Source organism: Halobacillus mangrovi, assembly GCF_002097535.1.
In the GTDB taxonomy this organism is placed as follows: domain Bacteria; phylum Bacillota; class Bacilli; order Bacillales; family Halobacillaceae; genus Halobacillus; species Halobacillus mangrovi_A.
On record NZ_CP020772.1, the window covers coordinates 808,640 to 827,183 of the forward strand.

General features: G+C 42.2%; 22 protein-coding genes. All 22 read left to right on the forward strand.

The genetic code is table 11. The features are described from left to right. Positions 1-308: 308 nt before the first annotated feature. Positions 309-677 (forward strand): response regulator, encoded by a 369-nt coding sequence (locus HM131_RS04015; RefSeq protein WP_085028202.1) that lies wholly within the window; start codon positions 309-311, stop codon positions 675-677. Positions 678-836: 159 nt separating this feature from the next. Continuing rightward, positions 837-1,700: a class II fructose-1,6-bisphosphate aldolase gene (gene fba, locus HM131_RS04020; protein ID WP_085028203.1), complete on the forward strand. Its 864-nt coding sequence runs from the start codon at positions 837-839 to the stop codon at positions 1,698-1,700. A gap of 118 nt (positions 1,701-1,818) precedes the next feature. Next, positions 1,819-2,460 (forward strand): fructose-6-phosphate aldolase, encoded by a 642-nt coding sequence (fsa, locus tag HM131_RS04025; protein ID WP_085028204.1) that lies wholly within the window; start codon positions 1,819-1,821, stop codon positions 2,458-2,460. Between the two features lie 69 nt (positions 2,461-2,529). Further along, on the forward strand, positions 2,530-3,816 hold the full coding sequence (locus HM131_RS04030) for a UDP-N-acetylglucosamine 1-carboxyvinyltransferase (protein WP_085028205.1): 1,287 nt from the start codon (positions 2,530-2,532) through the stop codon (positions 3,814-3,816). Positions 3,817-3,876: 60 nt separating this feature from the next. Next, positions 3,877-4,845, forward strand: a complete 969-nt coding sequence (gene glpX, locus HM131_RS04035) for a class II fructose-bisphosphatase (protein ID WP_085028206.1) — start codon at positions 3,877-3,879, stop codon at positions 4,843-4,845. A gap of 293 nt (positions 4,846-5,138) precedes the next feature. Beyond that, a complete protein-coding gene (gene rho, locus HM131_RS04040) occupies positions 5,139-6,446 on the forward strand; it encodes a transcription termination factor Rho (protein ID WP_085028208.1) in 1,308 nt (435 codons plus the stop codon). 159 nt (positions 6,447-6,605) lie between these two features. Next, entirely contained in the window at positions 6,606-6,851 is a 246-nt protein-coding gene (locus HM131_RS04045) for a type B 50S ribosomal protein L31 (protein ID WP_085028210.1), read from the forward strand. A 313-nt stretch (positions 6,852-7,164) separates the two neighbouring features. Then, the gene (locus tag HM131_RS04050) at positions 7,165-7,782 is read left to right on the forward strand and encodes a thymidine kinase (RefSeq protein WP_085031782.1); all 618 of its coding nucleotides are present in this window, start codon (positions 7,165-7,167) and stop codon (positions 7,780-7,782) included. A gap of 219 nt (positions 7,783-8,001) precedes the next feature. Next, complete coding sequence (locus tag HM131_RS04055; protein WP_085028212.1) at positions 8,002-8,700, forward strand: Na-translocating system protein MpsC family protein; 699 nt, start codon at positions 8,002-8,004, stop codon at positions 8,698-8,700. A gap of 49 nt (positions 8,701-8,749) precedes the next feature. Beyond that, on the forward strand, positions 8,750-9,046 hold the full coding sequence (locus HM131_RS04060) for a four-helix bundle copper-binding protein (protein ID WP_085028214.1): 297 nt from the start codon (positions 8,750-8,752) through the stop codon (positions 9,044-9,046). 255 nt (positions 9,047-9,301) lie between these two features. Continuing rightward, a complete protein-coding gene (locus HM131_RS04065; protein WP_085028216.1) occupies positions 9,302-9,490 on the forward strand; it encodes a hypothetical protein in 189 nt (62 codons plus the stop codon). Between the two features lie 61 nt (positions 9,491-9,551). Beyond that, entirely contained in the window at positions 9,552-9,953 is a 402-nt protein-coding gene (locus HM131_RS04070; RefSeq protein ID WP_085028218.1) for a hypothetical protein, read from the forward strand. Between the two features lie 191 nt (positions 9,954-10,144). After that, positions 10,145-11,215 carry a peptide chain release factor 1 gene (prfA, locus tag HM131_RS04075; protein ID WP_085028221.1) on the forward strand — a complete coding sequence of 357 codons (1,071 nt, stop codon included), beginning with the start codon at positions 10,145-10,147 and terminating at the stop codon, positions 11,213-11,215. 1 nt (position 11,216) lies between these two features. After that, positions 11,217-12,074 carry a peptide chain release factor N(5)-glutamine methyltransferase gene (gene prmC / locus HM131_RS04080; protein ID WP_085028223.1) on the forward strand — a complete coding sequence of 286 codons (858 nt, stop codon included), beginning with the start codon at positions 11,217-11,219 and terminating at the stop codon, positions 12,072-12,074. Between the two features lie 79 nt (positions 12,075-12,153). Further along, positions 12,154-12,756, forward strand: a complete 603-nt coding sequence (gene spoIIR / locus HM131_RS04085) for a stage II sporulation protein R (protein ID WP_085028225.1) — start codon at positions 12,154-12,156, stop codon at positions 12,754-12,756. 53 nt (positions 12,757-12,809) lie between these two features. Continuing rightward, positions 12,810-13,121: a hypothetical protein gene (locus HM131_RS04090; protein ID WP_085028227.1), complete on the forward strand. Its 312-nt coding sequence runs from the start codon at positions 12,810-12,812 to the stop codon at positions 13,119-13,121. A gap of 224 nt (positions 13,122-13,345) precedes the next feature. Beyond that, positions 13,346-14,377, forward strand: coding sequence for an L-threonylcarbamoyladenylate synthase (locus HM131_RS04095; RefSeq protein WP_085028228.1), 1,032 nt, complete (start codon positions 13,346-13,348; stop codon positions 14,375-14,377). A gap of 59 nt (positions 14,378-14,436) precedes the next feature. After that, entirely contained in the window at positions 14,437-14,973 is a 537-nt protein-coding gene (locus tag HM131_RS04100) for a manganese efflux pump MntP (RefSeq protein WP_085028231.1), read from the forward strand. 80 nt (positions 14,974-15,053) lie between these two features. After that, a complete protein-coding gene (locus tag HM131_RS04105; RefSeq protein ID WP_085028233.1) occupies positions 15,054-15,662 on the forward strand; it encodes a low molecular weight protein arginine phosphatase in 609 nt (202 codons plus the stop codon). 370 nt (positions 15,663-16,032) lie between these two features. Then, positions 16,033-16,473: a ribose 5-phosphate isomerase B gene (rpiB, locus tag HM131_RS04115; protein ID WP_085028237.1), complete on the forward strand. Its 441-nt coding sequence runs from the start codon at positions 16,033-16,035 to the stop codon at positions 16,471-16,473. 118 nt (positions 16,474-16,591) lie between these two features. Then, entirely contained in the window at positions 16,592-17,155 is a 564-nt protein-coding gene (locus HM131_RS04120) for a TIGR01440 family protein (RefSeq protein WP_085031784.1), read from the forward strand. A 24-nt stretch (positions 17,156-17,179) separates the two neighbouring features. Further along, a complete protein-coding gene (locus HM131_RS04125) occupies positions 17,180-18,436 on the forward strand; it encodes a serine hydroxymethyltransferase (RefSeq protein WP_085028239.1) in 1,257 nt (418 codons plus the stop codon). Positions 18,437-18,544: the final 108 nt, after the last annotated feature.

Genomic DNA, 18,544 nt, shown 5'->3' on the forward strand with positions numbered 1-18,544 from the left:
TTTGCCTTTTCTGTATTATGAACAGGAAATAACTTCCAATAACTTCCACCTCAGGTCATCCAATTTCTGGATGACCTGAGGTGGAAGTTATTGGGTTTTTACCATTGCCCTTTATAGGGTATGGTTTTTAAAGGGCAAAATTCTACATGATTCGATTAGAGACAATTTTTATGAGAAAACTTGTCAGAACCGAACATACATACGCAGGAATATAGTGTAACCTTATCGAATTTGTAACGACACAAAGAAAATAGTATAGGGCGTATAGAGACATATGCCCTAAAAAATATGGAAAGGCAGGGAATACCATGGCAAGTAAAATTCTCATCGTTGACGATCAAGCCGGGATACGACTTTTATTAGAAGAGATACTTAAAAGTGAGGGGTATGAAACCGTCTCCGCTAAAACAGGCAAGCAGGCCCTTGAGATAATGGAAAAACAAGACTTAGATCTTGTAATCATGGATTATAATCTGCCGGTTATGCACGGGAAGGACGTTCTCCATGAACTGGATGATAGAGATTATCAGTCTCCTATTCTTATTATTACAGGGTTATCCAAGTCCCAAATTGAAAAGGAAGTGAATTACTCATTCGTTCGTGAGGTTATTCCTAAGCCCTTTGATATCCATAAAATGAAAGATTTGGTACAAGGATCGCTCGCTCACAGCCACTAGATTTCTTTTTTTTAAATGTAAGCGTTATCTACTTGATGCGGCTGTTGCACCATGCTAAGGGTATTGGTATTCTAATACTGTAGCAAAACTTACATGGTGTGTTTTCCTATGGAAACAGACTTGTAAATAAAAGTTCGAATTCATAAAGGAGGATCTTTCATGCCGCTAGTATCAATGAAAGAAATGCTAGAAAAAGCTAAGGAAGAACGCTACGGTGTAGGTCAGTTCAACCTAAATAACCTTGAATATGCTCAAGCAATTCTTCAGGCTGCTGAAGAAGAGCAATCCCCTGTCATCCTAGGTGTATCTGAGGGTGCGGGTCGTTACATGGGTGGTTTCAACGTTGTCGTTGACATGGTGAAAGCACTTATGAAATCTTACGGTACAACTGTACCAGTTGCCATCCACTTGGACCACGGTTCAAGCTTCCAAAAATGTGCAGAAGCCATTCACGCTGGATTCACTTCTGTAATGATCGATGCTTCTCACGATCCACTTGAAGAGAACATTGCTGTTACGAGAAAAGTTGTTGAGCTTGCTCACATCCACGGTGTTTCTGTTGAAGCAGAACTTGGCCGTGTAGGTGGACAAGAAGACGACCTTATCGTTGATGATGCAGAAGCTGCATACGCAATTCCTTCTGAGTGTAAACAATTGGTCGACGAAACAAACGTTGACGTATTTGCACCTGCACTAGGTTCTGTACACGGTCCTTATAAAGGGGAGCCGAACCTTGGCTTTGACCGCATGGAAGAAATCATGGGTCTTGTTGACAAGCCACTAGTTCTTCACGGTGGTACAGGAATTCCGACAGCAGATATCAAGAAAGCTATTTCTTTCGGTACTGCGAAAATCAATGTAAACACTGAGAACCAAATTGCTCAAGGGAAAGCTGTACGTCAAGTACTAGCAGATCAGCCTGAGCAATATGATCCTCGTAAATATCTAGGACCTGGTCGCGACGCGATTAAAGAAACAGTAATCGGTAAAATGCGCGAATTCGGTTCTTCTCAAAAAGCTTAATAAAGCATATGCACCAGGAAGCCGTTACGAAGTAGCGGTTTCCTTTTCATGATTTGTGAAAACGCAATCATTTTTGTCCGTTAGCTTTGTGAACTATTAAAAATCGAGGTGTATTGGAATGAAATTTTTTATTGATACTGCGAACATTGAAGATATCCGAGAAGCAAATTCCCTGGGAGTCCTTGCAGGTGTAACGACGAATCCAAGTCTCGTAGCTAAAGAGGGTGTCTCGTTTCACGAGCGCCTGAAGGAAATCACAGCAGAGGTTGAAGGCTCTGTCAGTGCAGAGGTCATTTCTGAAGATGCAGAAGGAATGATTAAAGAAGGGAAAGAGCTAGCGGCAATTGCTCCGAATATTACAGTTAAAGTTCCGATGACGCTAGAAGGCTTAAAAGCAGTCAAAGCTTTTAGCGATTTGAACATTAAAACGAATGTGACGCTTGTGTTCTCAGCTAACCAGGCTCTGTTAGCCGCACGTGCGGGAGCTACTTATGTTTCTCCTTTCCTTGGCCGTCTCGATGACATTGGTCATAATGGAGTGGAGTTAATCGCTCAAATCTCCGAAATCTTTGATCGTCACGCGATTGATACAGAAATCATCGCAGCTTCTGTCCGTCACCCTGTTCACGTTACGGAAGCGGCTATGCACGGAGCGCATATTGCAACGGTACCATTCAAAGTTTTCAGCCAGATCGTCAAACACCCACTTACGGACCAAGGTATTGAAAAATTCCTCAATGACTGGAATAATCAAAAATAACTAGATTGAAATGGAAAAATATGCACATAATAATGGCATAATCTTTACGTTTAAAGCGAGGAGTATTTCATGCATAAACTACTAGTCGAAGGTGGGAGCCGCTTACGAGGACAAGTTCGTGTCAGCGGGGCGAAAAATAGTGCTGTTGCTTTGTTGCCAGCTGCTATCTTAGCTGAATCTACAGTCAAAATTGAAGGGTTGCCGGACATCTCTGATGTAGGCATCTTATCGGATTTACTCAGAGAAATTGGTGGGGAAGTACACAAGGATGGAAGAAACATCAGTATTGACCCTTCCAATATGATTGCCATGCCGCTTCCAAATGGAAAAGTAAAGAAACTCCGTGCATCCTATTACTTCATGGGTGCCATGCTGGGACGCTTCAATAGAGCGGTCATTGGGCTGCCGGGTGGATGCCACCTTGGTCCTCGTCCAATTGACCAGCATATTAAAGGATTTGAAGCACTTGGTGCCGAAGTAACCAATGAGCAAGGCGCTATTTACTTGAGAGCTAAAGAGCTGCGTGGAGCGAGGATCTACTTGGACGTTGTGAGTGTAGGAGCAACGATCAACATTATGCTTGCTGCAGTGAGGGCTAAAGGGAAAACAGTCATTGAAAATGCAGCAAAAGAACCTGAAATCATTGATGTAGCTACTTTACTTACAAGTATGGGGGCTAAAATCAAAGGTGCAGGCACCGATGTGATCCGTATTGAAGGAGTGAAAAGCTTATCTGGCTGCCTTCATACCATTATACCGGATCGAATTGAAGCAGGAACTTACACAATTATGGCGGCTGCCCAGGGAGAGGAAATGATCATTGATAACGTCATTCCTCAGCACTTGGAGTCCCTGTTGGCCAAGCTTCGTGAAATGGGCGTCACCATTGAGGAGAATGACGAACAACTTTACGTGAAGCCAGGAGACAAACTGAAAGCTGTTGATATCAAAACGCTGGTTTATCCAGGTTTCCCGACTGACCTCCAGCAGCCATTTACTTCGTTACTTACGAAAGCAGAAGGCACAGGTATTGTCACTGATACTATCTATCAGGCTCGTTTCAAACATGTCGATGAATTACGCAGGATGAATGCTTCTATTAAAGTAGAAGGAGGTTCTGCGATTGTTTCAGGGCCATCGAAACTCCAGGCAGCTAAAGTGAAGGCATCTGACCTGCGTGCAGGCGCTGCTCTTGTCATTGCCGGATTGATGGCTGAAGGAGTCACTGAAATCACGGGTGTCGATCACATTGAAAGAGGCTATGAAAACATTACGAACAAGCTGATTGAACTTGGTGCTAAAGTCTGGTATGAGGAGATGTCAGACGAAGAAGTCGAACAATTCCAGGATTCTTAACGTAAACAAGGCATTCCATGGGGAGATGAGGAAAAATCTTTATGATGGGGAGAGATAACCATGGAAAGAAGTTTATCAATGGAATTAGTGCGAGTAACGGAGGCTGCTGCTTTATCATCTGCACGTTGGATGGGAAGAGGAAAAAAAGACGAAGCGGATGATGCCGCAACTTCTGCCATGAGGGATGTTTTCGACACGATTCCGATGAAGGGAACAGTCGTCATCGGGGAAGGCGAAATGGATGAAGCTCCTATGCTGTATATAGGGGAGAAACTGGGGAATGGTTATGGTCCACGTGTGGATGTGGCTGTTGACCCGCTTGAAGGAACGAATATTGTCGCGCAAGGAACATGGAATGCTCTTGCTGTAATCGCGATTGCTGACCATGGACAACTATTACATGCGCCAGATATGTATATGGATAAAATCGCTGTTGGTCCTGAAGCTGTAGGGAAAATTGATATCAATGCATCCATCGCTGAAAATTTGCAAGCAGTTGCCGAAGCAAAGAATAAAGAAATCGAGGATGTTGTTGCAATTGTTTTGAATCGCAAGAGACACCAGGGCATTATTGAAGAAATTCGTGCAGCTGGAGCACGTATTAAGTTGATTCCAGACGGTGACGTAGCTGCAGCAATCAACACGGCATTTGATGATACAGGCGTTGATATCCTATTCGGTTCTGGCGGCGCACCTGAAGGCGTCCTTGCTGCTGTTGCGCTCAAGTGTTTAGGTGGAGAGATTCAAGGGAAGTTACTTCCATCCAACGATGAGGAGCTTGAGCGATGCAAGAAAATGGGTATCGAAGACGTCGATCGAGTCCTTTATATGGATGATTTCTGTGGAGGTGATGACGCCATTTTCGCTGCCACAGGAGTGACAGATGGTGAATTACTTCAAGGCGTTCAGTTTAAAGGACAAAAGGCAACCACACAAACCCTGGTTATGCGTGCAAAATCTGGAACCGTGAGATTCATTGATGGGAATCATAGTTTGAAGAAAAAACCGAACCTAGTTATTAAACCATAATATCAATCGGAAGCCGGAAACTCCGGCTTCCTACTATTCTACGTAAACTTACCTCAGACGTCCTGCCTGAAAAAATCTTAAAATGGGATTGAATCCACGAATAGACAAGAGTACAATAAAGATTGTTTGTTAGAGGGACAACCATGGACGATATATCTCCGTAAGCTTCTAAACAATTACTTCACTCAACTTCTCCTTTTTCTTCTATACATCATATTCAAGAGAAGTCACACTGTTTTAATAGCAAGCTTACATTCACGATTGAAAGAAAAATATATAAAAGTGGTGATTTTGTGGCAGATTTAACAATCTCCAACCTAGAGACGATGACTTTGAAGGGTCTTTATGAGAAAGCAAGACAGTATAAAGTCTCCTATTATGCAAAACTGACAAAAAGAGAATTGATTTTTGCCATTCTTAAAGCTCAAGCAGAGAAAGATGGATTCTTATTTATGGATGGGATTCTAGAAATCATTCCTTCCGAAGGGTTTGGCTTCCTAAGACCGATCAATTACTCTCCAAGCGCAGAAGATATTTATATATCTGCGTCTCAGATTCGCAGATTCGACTTAAGAAACGGAGACAAAGTATCAGGAAAAGTACGCCCGCCAAAAGAAAATGAACGTTATTACGGCTTGCTGCATGTGGATGCAGTGAACGGAGAGGATCCGGATTCAGCTAAAGAGCGTGTCCACTTCCCGGCTCTAACTCCCCTGTACCCTGATCGTCAGATGAAGCTTGAAACTGAACCGAAAATGCTTTCGACGCGGATTATGGACGTTATGTCGCCAGTAGGGTATGGACAGCGTGGTTTAATCGTCGCTCCTCCAAAAGCTGGGAAGACGATGTTACTTAAACAAATTGCCAACAGCATTTCTAAGAACCATCCAGATTCTAAACTGATCATTTTGCTTGTTGACGAGCGGCCTGAAGAAGTGACAGACATTGAGCGTTCTGTCGATTCCGATGTTGATGTAGTAAGCTCAACCTTTGATGAAGTTCCTGAAAATCATATTAAAGTTTCTGAATTAGTTCTTGAGCGGGCGATGCGTCTTGTTGAGCACAAACGTGACGTAATCGTACTTATGGATAGTATCACAAGGCTTGCGCGTGCTTACAATTTGGTAATCCCGCCAAGCGGACGTACTCTTTCCGGAGGAATTGATCCTGCAGCCTTCCACCGCCCGAAACGCTTCTTTGGTGCTGCAAGAAACATTGAAGAAGGTGGAAGCTTAACTATTTTAGCGACGGCTCTTGTAGACACGGGCTCTCGTATGGATGATGTCATTTACGAAGAATTCAAAGGAACAGGAAACATGGAGCTGCATCTTGATCGCAGCCTGGCTGAACGTCGTATTTTCCCTGCCATTGATATTCTGCGCTCAGGAACACGCAAAGAAGAGTTGCTCATACAAAAAGAATACCTTGATAAAATCTGGGCGATTCGCAAAACGTTGTCAGATACGCCGGACTTTGCTGACCGCTTCCTGCGCCGTTTGAAATCTTCGAAGAATAATGAAGAATTTTTTGAGTTAATGAATAAGGATATGAAAGGAAAATCCTCTCAAGGCCGCCGTACACAAGCCTCTTATAAGGGATAACCGATTTTTTACAAATGTCGATCGTATCTTGCATTAGGGTTTGTACCCTGTTATAATCTTTCTATGTGAGTTTCAGTAAAAGGTGTAACGACTAACCTTCAACGGCTCTTACAATAACTCTGTTTCTAAAGGATTCAGGGCAAAAAGGAGTGGAAGAACATGAAATCAGGAATTCATCCAGAATACCGTAAAGTTGTATTCCTAGACACAAGTTCTAATTTCAAGTTTCTAACCGGATCTACTCAAACATCCGAAGAAACAATCGAGTGGGAAGATGGAAACACGTATCCATTGATCCGCGTAGAGATTAGTTCTGCGTCTCACCCGTTCTACACAGGTAAACAAAAAGCTGACAAAGCTGGTGGCCGTGTGGATCGCTTCAAGAAAAAATATAACCTTTCATAATAATGAGTGGTCGTCATATCGACGGCCATACATCATTTTGAACAAAAACAGGCAAATTGTCTCTAAAGTTTGCCTGTTTTTTTGTCAAAAAATGCTCATTCCATAAACATGATTGAACCTATGCTGTAGCTGATTTCTACTCTATAGTTTTGCTTATGTTTATAAAGGAATGGGACTGGTGTTTAAAGTCCTTATAGATGAGAGCTGTCCTTGATGGTCCATGAACGATCGATCATTCGTTCAGCAGACTGCCGGGAGGGCTCTTTTTTGATGAATACATTGTGGACAGTGCGAGAAGGGAGCGACGTTGGACGTGTATGTAATGAAACAAAGCGGATGGGTTGAGGTCATTTGTGGAAGTATGTTTAGCGGGAAATCAGAGGAGTTGATTCGCCGGGTTCGCCGAGCGACTTTTGGTAATTTGACAGTGCGTGTGTTTAAGCCTGCGATCGATGATCGTTATAAAGAGGATGCAGTCGTATCTCATAACGGTACTTCCGTATTAGCTCGTCCCGTTAAGAATTCTTTAGATATTCTCACTCTTGTAGATAATGATGTAGATGTTGTAGGAATTGATGAAGTTCAATTTTTCGATACGAACATAGTAGAAGTTGTGGAATGCCTGGCAGACCGTGGGATTCGTGTCATCGTCGCAGGACTCGATACGGATTTCCGAGGCGAACCCTTTGGTCAAATGCCTGACTTGATGGCGCTTAGCGAGAGTGTCACAAAGCTCAATGCGATTTGTCCTGTATGTGGTTCACCAGCAAGTCGCACGCAACGCCTGATCAATGGGGAACCTGCTTCGTACGATGACCCGATTATCCTTGTTGGGGCTTCCGAGTCTTATGAACCAAGGTGCCGTCACCACCACAAGGTACCGAACAAACCCAGGCAACAGCAAGTGAAGGCAGCCTACGCTGAAAATTGATGATCCAGTAGCCGAAACCGCCAGCTCTAATTGAGTTGTCGGTTTTTTTAGTAGGCTGCTGTCAGGTATTTGAAGTTTCTCCCTCCAACACCGTTTCAAAGGCACTTTCTCTCAACCTGACAATCCTTTCCGATGGGTTATCGATGTGCTCGAATTCGTTTAATTTTATAATAATAGTGGTAAAAATGTAGCAACATACCCTAAAAAGGATGAATTCTTATGGATAAACGTTCTGTCCAATCGGAAATTTCAAGTTACATAGGAAAACTCCTGCGTGATAATTTCGGAAAAGGGCCGTCTTCTGTTTTTGTTTCCATCGAAGAACCTTACATCACGATTTACTTGAAGGGGTTTTTAGCTCCTATGGAAAAAGTTCTTGTCAATCAGAATAACACTTCAAAGGTAGAAGAAACTCGGGATTTACTTATGCAAGAACTCATCCCGGATATCAAAGCGACGCTGAGGGCAACAGCGGGAATAGAAGTAGAATCATTATATTATGATTGGTCCTTATCCAATCGTTCCGGTATGATTGTAGGCATCATGAATGTGAAACCGATGGTTGATGAAAATAATGAAAATTACGAACAAAAACAAACCGTCCATGATGAAATTGAAAAAATAACTCGTCACGCACAAAAAGAACCTGAAATGATTCGTTCTTTTCTTTTGAACGACCGAACATTGATCATTGAAAGAGAAGGGATCTTTGTAGCTATTGAGAAGGAAATGATTCGTTTAGGTTTTCATGAGCAGTTGAAGATTGCCAAACGACACTTGGAAAAACGACTTCTTCACCTTTCTTCTTTCGAATCAATCCTTCAAACAAGAATCGAAGATGTCTTTTTAGACTGGGATTTTAATCTTGATCGCAGTTACATTATATTTATTTTCAAACCTACAGACTTGAAATCTTAACAGGAGATAAGACCGCATTACTTCTCACTTAGAAAGGGGAATATAAGATATGGCCAACAAGAGTAAAGATATTCTTTTAAAAAAGTCCAATCTCCTTAAGGAATGTGGAGACGCCTACAGGTATGCAGTGGAGGTTATTTCTAAAGATAGCCCTACCGCAGAAGTAATTTGCCGGTCAAGTGCAGAGATTTGCCAAAACTGCGCGGAAGAATGTGTGGATCTTGAGTCTGCCAGTTCTTCAAAGGATCCTACCTATGATATGTGTCTGGAGTATGCGTCTTTATGTGAAGAGCTCTTGAATTATGTCCATGTTACAGATAAAGTGAAAATTGAGAAGACAATGTAATGAAACCTTTATATTAAGCCCCTTTTAATCATTAGGGCTTTGTACTATACTGTGATTAGGGATAATTTAAAACTAAACCTTATCCTTAACTATATTCTTTCACATTTGATTAATTTTAATAAAGGTCCGGCACAATTGGGCTAGACAATAGAGCTAGACAAAGCCGAGAAGAACCTCACCTTGGGGGACTTCTCGGTTTTTTTAATTTCCAAAAAATGTGATCGTCTATAAACCGACTAAAGAAAGGAGTCTGTTATGACTTACCGCATTGTTGGCGTTGACGAACAACATATCGTTATTGAATTTTGGAAAAACAATAGGGAACTCACGTTTGAAACTTATGAAGAGGCTCAAAAATATATGCGTTATATTCAAAGTAAAGCCGTGATCCCAGGGAGATATGAATTGGAAATCATGACTGTAAAAGCTGAGGCTTCAAGGTGACATACATAATCACCTCTTAGTCGGTTAACAATAACCGTAAAAAGAGAAGAGGTGATTGTGAATGTTACGAGCCTTAACGGTATTAGTTATCTCCGCATTTACCCTGGGAGCCTGTGGTTTTCAGATGGAAAATTATCAGGGTGAAACAAGTAGAGATGATATAGAAAATATGGGAATGAACGAAAAAGTGACGACAGATACCCAAAACCCGAGGTCGATTAAATATGTGGGGGAAACCTGGGGATTGAAACAAGATCGCGAGCTCATTAAGAAATCAGTGGAGCAAATGCCTGGAGTCAACGTAAAACGTGTCATCTTGGAAGCAAGCCGAGTATGGGTAACTGTTGATATAGATGGGGAAAAAGATATGTCAAAGGCTGAGAAGGAAGAATGGAAAAAGGAAATTGAACAGACGATTTATCAGGCTGTACCAAGATATGATGTAGATGTGAAAATTAGATAAATGAGTGGCGTACCTGGTACCGAAAAACCGCCTTTTGGTACCAGGTACCTTTTTCTGTTACTTGGTGCCACATACGCTAAGAGTGATCAGGTTTCAAAGGGCCTGGTATCGATGAAAAGATTCTGACCTGGTTGTATCGATTACCGCTCTATAATATAATTAGAATGTTATGGAGAAAGAGGTGCATACCATTGATCGAACGTTTACAAACATTAGAAGACCGTTATGAAAAATTAAATGAATTACTCAGTGATCCTGAAGTTATTTCTGATACAAATAAGCTGCGTGAATATTCGAAAGAGCAGGCAGGATTATCTGATACGGTGACGGCCTATCGTGAATATAAAGAGGTAACAGAGCAGCTGGACGATGCTAAAGCAATGCTCGAAGACAGCCTTGATGATGATATGGTAGAAATGGTGAAAGAGGAAATCAGTGAACTATCAGATCGAAAAGCAGAGCTTGAAGAAGAACTGAAAGTACTGATGCTTCCTAAAGATCCAAACGATGATAAGAACGTTATTATGGAAATCCGAGGTGCTGCTGGCGGGGATGAAGCTTCCTTATTCGCAGGTGATCTTTATCGCATGTATGCTCGTTATGCCGAGATGCAAGGCTGGAAGACGGAAGTGATTGAAGCTAACGCCAATGATGTGGGTGGCTTTAAAGAAATCATCTTCATGGTGAGTGGAGATCGTGCCTATTCAAAATTAAAATTTGAAAATGGCGCCCATCGAGTGCAACGTGTACCTGAGACGGAATCGGGTGGTCGAATCCACACTTCTACAGCTACCGTTGTTGTCATGCCGGAAGCGGAAGAAGTAGAAGTTGAAGTTCATGAAAAGGACATTCGTGTAGATCGGTTTGCTTCAAGCGGACCAGGTGGACAGAGTGTAAATACAACCATGTCTGCTGTACGTTTAACGCACGAACCAACAGGAATCGTTGTTTCTTGTCAGGATGAGAAATCACAAATTAAGAACAAAGAAAAAGCCATGAAAGTCCTTCGTGCACGAATTTATGATAAATACCAACGTGAAGCCCAAGACGAGTACGATGAAAGTCGTAAATCGGCTGTTGGGACGGGAGATCGTTCTGAGCGGATCCGCACATACAATTTCCCTCAGACACGTGTGACGGATCACCGTATCGGTCTGACCATTCAAAAGCTTGATCAAATCCTACAAGGAAATATGGATGAGATCATTGATGCCTTGCTAATTGAAGAACAAACGAAAAAATTAGAACAGATCGGTGAGTAATATGCAGCCTACGTTTACAACGATTCGAGAAGCCCGCCACTGGGCTTCTGTTTTTTTGCAAGAGCATAACCGGGAAACTCGGGTAGCAGATCTGTTGCTTGAGTACTATTTGGGACTGACGTTCGCTCAACTTTTAGCGTATGAGCGAGATCCTTTTCCTGAAGAGAAGAAAAAGGGATTTGTGTGCAGTGTGCGAAATCACGCTTCGACAGGTGTACCGGTGCAGCACTTAATTGGTCACGCTCATTTTTATGGAAGAGATTTTAAAGTAAACGCTGATGTCCTCATTCCAAGACCTGAAACAGAGGAACTTGTTGTAGGAGTGAAGGACTGGATGAGGACGTATGAAATAACGAGTCCTGTCATCGCTGATATTGGTACAGGCAGCGGAGTTATTGCTATTACGCTTGCGTTGGAAACGAATGCAAAAGTGTTAGCGGCAGATGTCTCCAATGAAGCCCTCGGAGTAGCCCAACAAAATGCACAAGCTCTAGCTGCGGAAGTGGAATTTCGTCAAGGTAGTTATTTAGAGCCTTTCTATGACCAACAGATCGATGTTCTCGTATCCAACCCTCCTTATATTGCTTATAAAGATAAAAAGGAGATGGATGATACGGTCTTGAATTTTGATCCTGAACTTGCTTTATTTGCAGAGGAAGAAGGACTGGCCGCCTATAAAGCTATTCTTAATCAGCTGCAGGAACAGCCGTCACTGATAGCTTTTGAAATTGGCTATAACCAGGGAGAAGCCGTTAAAAGGTTGATTGAGGTTCGTTTTCCCGAGGCTGCTGTAGAGGTAAGGCAGGATATCAACAAAAAGGATCGAATGGTTTTTGCCACTCATCAAAGATTTTTATAAGATTAATAGATTAATATGTTTAAGCTTTTTTTCCCCTGACCATACTAGCGACTAGTAGAAGGACAGGGAGGAAACGGAAATGAAAAACAGTTGGCTTTTATTTATAGCACTTTCAATTATCATTGCAACCTTGCCTTGGGGCCAGCGTTTAGATGCTCAGCCTGGCGAGAGCTACCAAGTAATTCCTGACGAAGCGATTCGTCTTCGAATATTAGCGGATAGTAATGATCAAGAGGATCAGCAATTAAAGCGCCAAGTCCGTGATAATGTAAACGCTGAAATTACGAAGTGGGTAGAAGATTTGACTTCTATTGAAGCTGCTAGAGAGATGATTCAAGACCGTTTGCCTGAGATAGAAGCCATAGTAGGAAGTACGCTTGAGGAAGCAGAGCTTCAGCAAACCTACACCGTCGATTACGATAGCACCGTTTCTTTTCCTACCAAACTGTACGGAAACTATGTATATCCTGCCGGAGAGTATGAAGCGATCTTGATTACCTTAGGAAAAGGGGAAGGGGATAATTGGTGGTGTGTACTCTTCCCGCCGCTTTGCTTCTTGGACTTTTCCAATGGGACAAGTGTTGCTGCTGAGGAAGAACCAACAGTAGAGACAAAAGAAGACGAGGAAGAAAAAGAAGTGAAGTTTTTCGTTTTTGAACTTTGGGGGAAGCTATTTTCCTAACATATTATCCACACCCTGTTTCATAGAGTTAAAAAAAGGGGTGTGGATTTCTTATGTATATCGAAAAAGTGGAAAAAGAACTCTATCATATTAAGCAACAAGGCCAACAAATCGGGTCGTTTCGGTTAGTAGACCTGGGAGAAGGAAAAAGGAAGCTTGAAAGCTTGAAGATGAACGAAAACATATCTGCTGCCCACATTTTAGGAGTATTTGAGCTGATTCAATTGTATGCCAAAGAAGAAGGTTTTACTGAAATTCATGTCACGAGTCACTCTGAACTTTTAAACAACATACTACATTATCAAAACTTTATTCAAAAAGATGTCGAAAAAAATCTGTGGATATTTACAGTTACTAACAAGTAAATGTGAATAAGTAAGTAATTTATACACATTATCTACATTAACTGTGGATATCTTGTGAATATTAATTTTTAGATTGGGAAAATAACTAACGGATTCTTTGGATATGTGGGTAAAACTGTGGATAACTTGAGGACATCTTGTGAATAATGTCTAAATTTGCGATATTTTGTAGAAAAACTCATAATAATGAATAAGAATCGTATGTAAAAAGGGGAACCATCACTATGCAGACGAGGTTTTGGAAACCATCACAATTATTGGAGACCGATCCTTCTATAGAAGAAGCAGCACAGTTGCTCAAAGATCGTCATGTTGTAGCTTTTCCAACGGAGACCGTTTATGGTTTGGGAGCAGATGCGACCAATGAGGAAGCTGTTCAAAAGATTTTTGAAGCGAAGGGCCGGCCTTCAGATAACCCTCTGATTGTCCATGTTGCGGACATCCACCAGGTGGAAGAACTAACTCAAAACATTCCTGACAGAGCCTATCGATTAATGGAAGCTTTCTGGCCTGGGCCGTTGACTCTAGTTTTGGAAAGTAACGGTTCGGCTGCAAAAAATGTGACCGCAGGCTTATCCACAATCGGAATAAGAATGCCGGATCATCCACTTGCACTCGCGTTACTTCGTGCTTCAGGAAAGCCCTTGGCTGCTCCAAGTGCCAATCGCTCCGGCCGCCCAAGTCCAACAGACGCTGCTCATGTCTGGCAAGATTTAGAAGGACGTGTTGCAGGGATCCTTGACGGAGGGGCAACAGGGGTAGGAGTAGAATCCACTGTGCTGGACTGCACGTCGGATACTCCTGTGATCCTCAGACCTGGAGGAGTCACCAAAGAAGATTTGGAAAAAATATTGCCGAATGTTGATGTGGATTCTGCCCTGAAAGATAAGCAGAAACAACCAAGATCACCTGGCATGAAATATACCCACTATGCTCCTGAAGCACCTCTTTGGCTAGTAAAAGGAGACGATGAATTCTTTAACGAACAATTAATTCAGTTAAAAGAAGAAGGGCATAGAGTAGGAGTTATTGTCAGCATGGAATTGGCTGAAAAGCTCAATCATGATCTTGTGTCTCTTTGTGGGTCTCGAGATCGATTGAATGAAGTAGCAGGCCGGTTGTATGCTGCTTTAAGAGAGTTCAAAAAAGCAGATGTCGATGTGATTTTATGTGAAACGTTTCCGCAAACAGGAGTAGGTGCGGCCATTATGAATCGCCTGACGAAAGCTTCCGTCAATATTTTAACTCAAGGGTAGTCTAGCAGCCTTCCTTCCCGCATAACATGGTATAGCATGTCCGGGAAGGGGGCTTTCAATTGGACCACGTTTCATCATTATTGCTTCTATCTTTAGCTCTAGGGCTGGATGCGTTTTCCGTAGCCCTCGGGATGGGGTTGCAGGCAGTCAGGTTAAAGCATGCTTTTTTTTCAGGAATCTTAGTAGGTATTTTTCACATGATCATGCCTGGACTTGGAATGTATTTTGGGAAATGGCTTTCATCAAGTGCTAGTGAATGGGCATCTTTGGGCGGGGGGTTATTGCTTTTTTGTATAGGAAGTTACGCTATCTTCGCTTCTTTCACAGAAAAACATTCTGTAGCTTATACATTATATGGAGCTGGAATATGGCTGTTTGCTTTAAGTGTAAGTATAGACAGCTTTCCTGTAGGATTCAGTTTAGGATTAAGAGGTTCAGAAGTTCTAGTATCAGTCTTGTCATTTGGCCTTTTCAGTATGGGGTTAACTTGGTCAGGCTTTATAATCGGCCGACATGCGAGCAGTTGGTTAGGAACCTATAGTGAACTGCTTGGGGGAGCTATTTTATGTTCTCTTGGCCTGTACACCATTTTTTGACAAAAATTTCGATCATCTACCATCCTGTGATATTATAATGATAGAGCAAAGTTCTAAGAGGGATTGGAGAAGGAATAGGTATGAATATATTGTTTGTTTGTACGGGAAATACATGTCGCAGCCCGATGGCAGAAGCCATTCTAAGAGATAAAAGAAACGAGGGAGAAGTAAAATCAGCAGGTATTTTTGCGGGCAAAGGAGAACCTATGGCTGAAAACTCCCAGAGAGTACTGGATGAAATGGGACTGACTCTTAATCATCAAACAACTCCTGTTAATGGAGATTTACTAGATTGGGCGGACCTTGTTTTAACAATGACCGATCGCCACAAACAAACGTTAGCCCTGCAGTATCCGGATCATCAGGGTAAGTTTTATACATTAAAAGAGTATGTCCTTATAGAGGATGAACAGTGGGATAGGCTAAAAAAGCTTTACACAGAGTTTGAAGCGAAACGTACGAAAATCCTTAATGAATCGAAGGACGATTTGAAAGAAGAAGAACTTGACCAAAAGCTCATGCGAGCCTTGGAAGAAGACATTAAGGAAATTGAAAAAATGGAAAACGATTTACCTGATATTAATATATCTGATCCTTTTGGCGGACCTATCGATGTTTATCGTCAAACGAGAGATGAACTGGATAAACATATTGAACTTCTAATTAAAAAGCTAGACAACAATGGCTGATGTTTATTCAGGTGAAGTTTGTTTCGGTTTGTTTGTGATTGAATTTGTTCTTTTTATTTTTATTGGTTTTATTACCTGCAGAGGTACTTCCACACCTTGGATTATTTTTCCTATATTTGAAAAGCAGCGGTTCTTAGTTCTGAGATCAACCATTCGGGACGAGAATCGTTTTTTTGCATTTTTCTTATGTGAAAAAGAAATGAGTATAGCGTCATCTTCCTATTATGAAGGTGGGGCAATTACGAGATTTACGGAATTATGAGATAAAGACATGGAAATTACCTATTAAATCCCTGAAATTCAATTGACAGTTGTCAAGTAAACTGGCACGATTAGGGTGATTATACGTAGACAGGAGTGTATAGAACCCATGAAAGTAATCCTTGCTTCAGACCACGGAGGGGTTAATCTACGCCGTGAAGTGGCAGATGTTTTGACAGATTTGCAGGTTGAATTTGAAGACATTGGCTGTAATTGTGAAAGTTCTGTTGATTATCCGGACTATGCAATCCCAGCTGCCGAACGTGTGGCTAGTGGGGAATTCGATAAAGCGATCCTGATTTGTGGTACAGGAATTGGGATGTCCATCTCTGCCAATAAAGTTAAAGGAATCAGAGCTGCGCTTGTACATGATTTATTCACTGCAAAGGTAACTCGTGAACATAATGACTCTAATGTTCTTTGCATGGGCGAACGTGTCATTGGCCCTGGATTAGCAAAAGAAATTGCTAGAACGTGGGTTTCTACTGATTTTGAAGCTGGCCGTCATGAAAGACGCGTAAGTAAGATTGCCGAATACGAAAATAAGTAATACAATGGAACGTAACATGGCGGAAGCGGTCATCATAGCTGAAGCTGACAATTGAAGAGAAGCCGGTTGCTTCTCTTTTTTAGAATACAGTGCGACAGGAGGGGTATTCGTGACTGATGTGAAAGCCATTCAAGCAGATGTCAGGTCTGTAGTGGAACAACTTCTGGATAGCGGCACCATACGAAAAGGCTTTTTCGTGATTGGCTGTTCAACAAGCGAGATCGCTGGAGAACGGATCGGTACCTCTGGAAGTGTAGAGATTGCTTCTGTTGTATTTGACGAACTAATGCAAATTCCCAAGAAGGCAGAGGTGGAGCTTGCGTTTCAATGTTGTGAGCATCTGAACCGGTCCCTTGTCGTTGAAAGATCAGTACTTGATAAGTACGGTTTGGACGAGGTGTCTGCCATTCCGATTCCAAAAGCAGGCGGGTCTATGGCTTCTTATGCTTACAAGCATTTGGAGGATCCGGTGCTTGTCGAATCCATCCAGGCAGCTGGAGGACTGGACATCGGAGATACGCTGATTGGAATGCATCTGAAGCGTGTGGCTGTACCGCTTCGAATTGAACAGAAGTCGATTGGTCATGCACATGTCACGGCTGCCAAAACTCGTCCTCCTCTTATAGGAGGCGTTCGGGCTGTATATGAAAGTAGTGAAGTCGAAGGTTCGTGTGATGAATAGGAATGGAAAGGGGAACAGTGTACTATGAATCAAGTGAAGTCAACAGACGCAGAAATTTTTGCAGCGATCAACGATGAGAAAAACCGTCAGCAGGAGAATATTGAATTAATTGCTTCAGAGAATTTCGTATCAGAGGCTGTTATGGAAGCGATGGGCTCTGTACTAACCAATAAATATGCTGAGGGCTATCCGGGTCGCCGTTATTATGGTGGTTGTGAACATGTGGACGTCGTAGAGAACCTGGCTCGTGATCGAGCGAAGGAACTTTTTGGAGCAGATCATGCAAATGTTCAGCCGCACTCTGGTGCACAAGCGAATATGGCTGTCTATTTCACAGTACTTGAACATGGAGACACCGTATTAGGTATGAATTTAAGTCATGGAGGTCACTTGACTCATGGAAGCCCTGTGAACTTCAGTGGACAGCTTTATAACTTTGAAGAATACGGAGTTGATCAAGAAGATGAATTGATTGACTACGAGGCTGTTCTAGCAAAAGCGAAAGAAGTGAAGCCTAAACTGATCGTAGCAGGTGCAAGTGCTTACCCTCGTGAGATCGATTTTGCGAAGTTCCGTGAAATCGCTGATGAAGTCGGTGCTTACCTCATGGTCGATATGGCGCATATTGCAGGGTTAGTTGCCTCAGGCCTTCACCCAAATCCGGTTCCACATGCTCATTTTGTTACGACGACTACTCACAAAACCTTACGTGGCCCTCGTGGCGGTATGATTCTTTGTGAAGAGCAATTCGCAAAGAAAATTGATAAGTCTGTTTTTCCAGGTATGCAGGGCGGTCCGCTTATGCACATCATCGCAGCGAAAGCCGTGTCCTTCAAAGAAGCGTTGCAGCCTGAATTTAAACAGTACTCACGTCAAATTATTGCTAACGCAAAGCGCCTTGGTGAATCTTTGATTGAAAAAGGTGTGGATATCGTTTCTGATGGTACGGATAACCACCTTCTACTCCTTGACCTGCGCAGCAAAGGATTGACAGGAAAAGTCGTAGAGAAAGCCCTTGATGAAATCGGAATTACAACGAATAAGAATACCATTCCTTATGATCCAGAGAGCCCGTTTGTTACGAGTGGTATTAGAATCGGAACCGCTGCTGTGACGAGCAGAGGATTTAAAGAAGAAGAAATGGATGAAATTGCTGATCTGATTGCCTTCACGCTTGAACATCATGAAGATGCAGAAAAAATGAAACAAGCAAAAGAGCGTGTCCATCAGTTAACGTCCCGTTTTCCTTTATATCAAACATTAGCCTACTCTTCACTATAATAGGAAGGAGCCACTAGATATCGTCTAGTGGCTTTTTTGTTAATACTTTCGACTATCTTGTCTGTCAGGCTATCGACAGTACTTCAATGAGCTGTAATTGAGATGTAA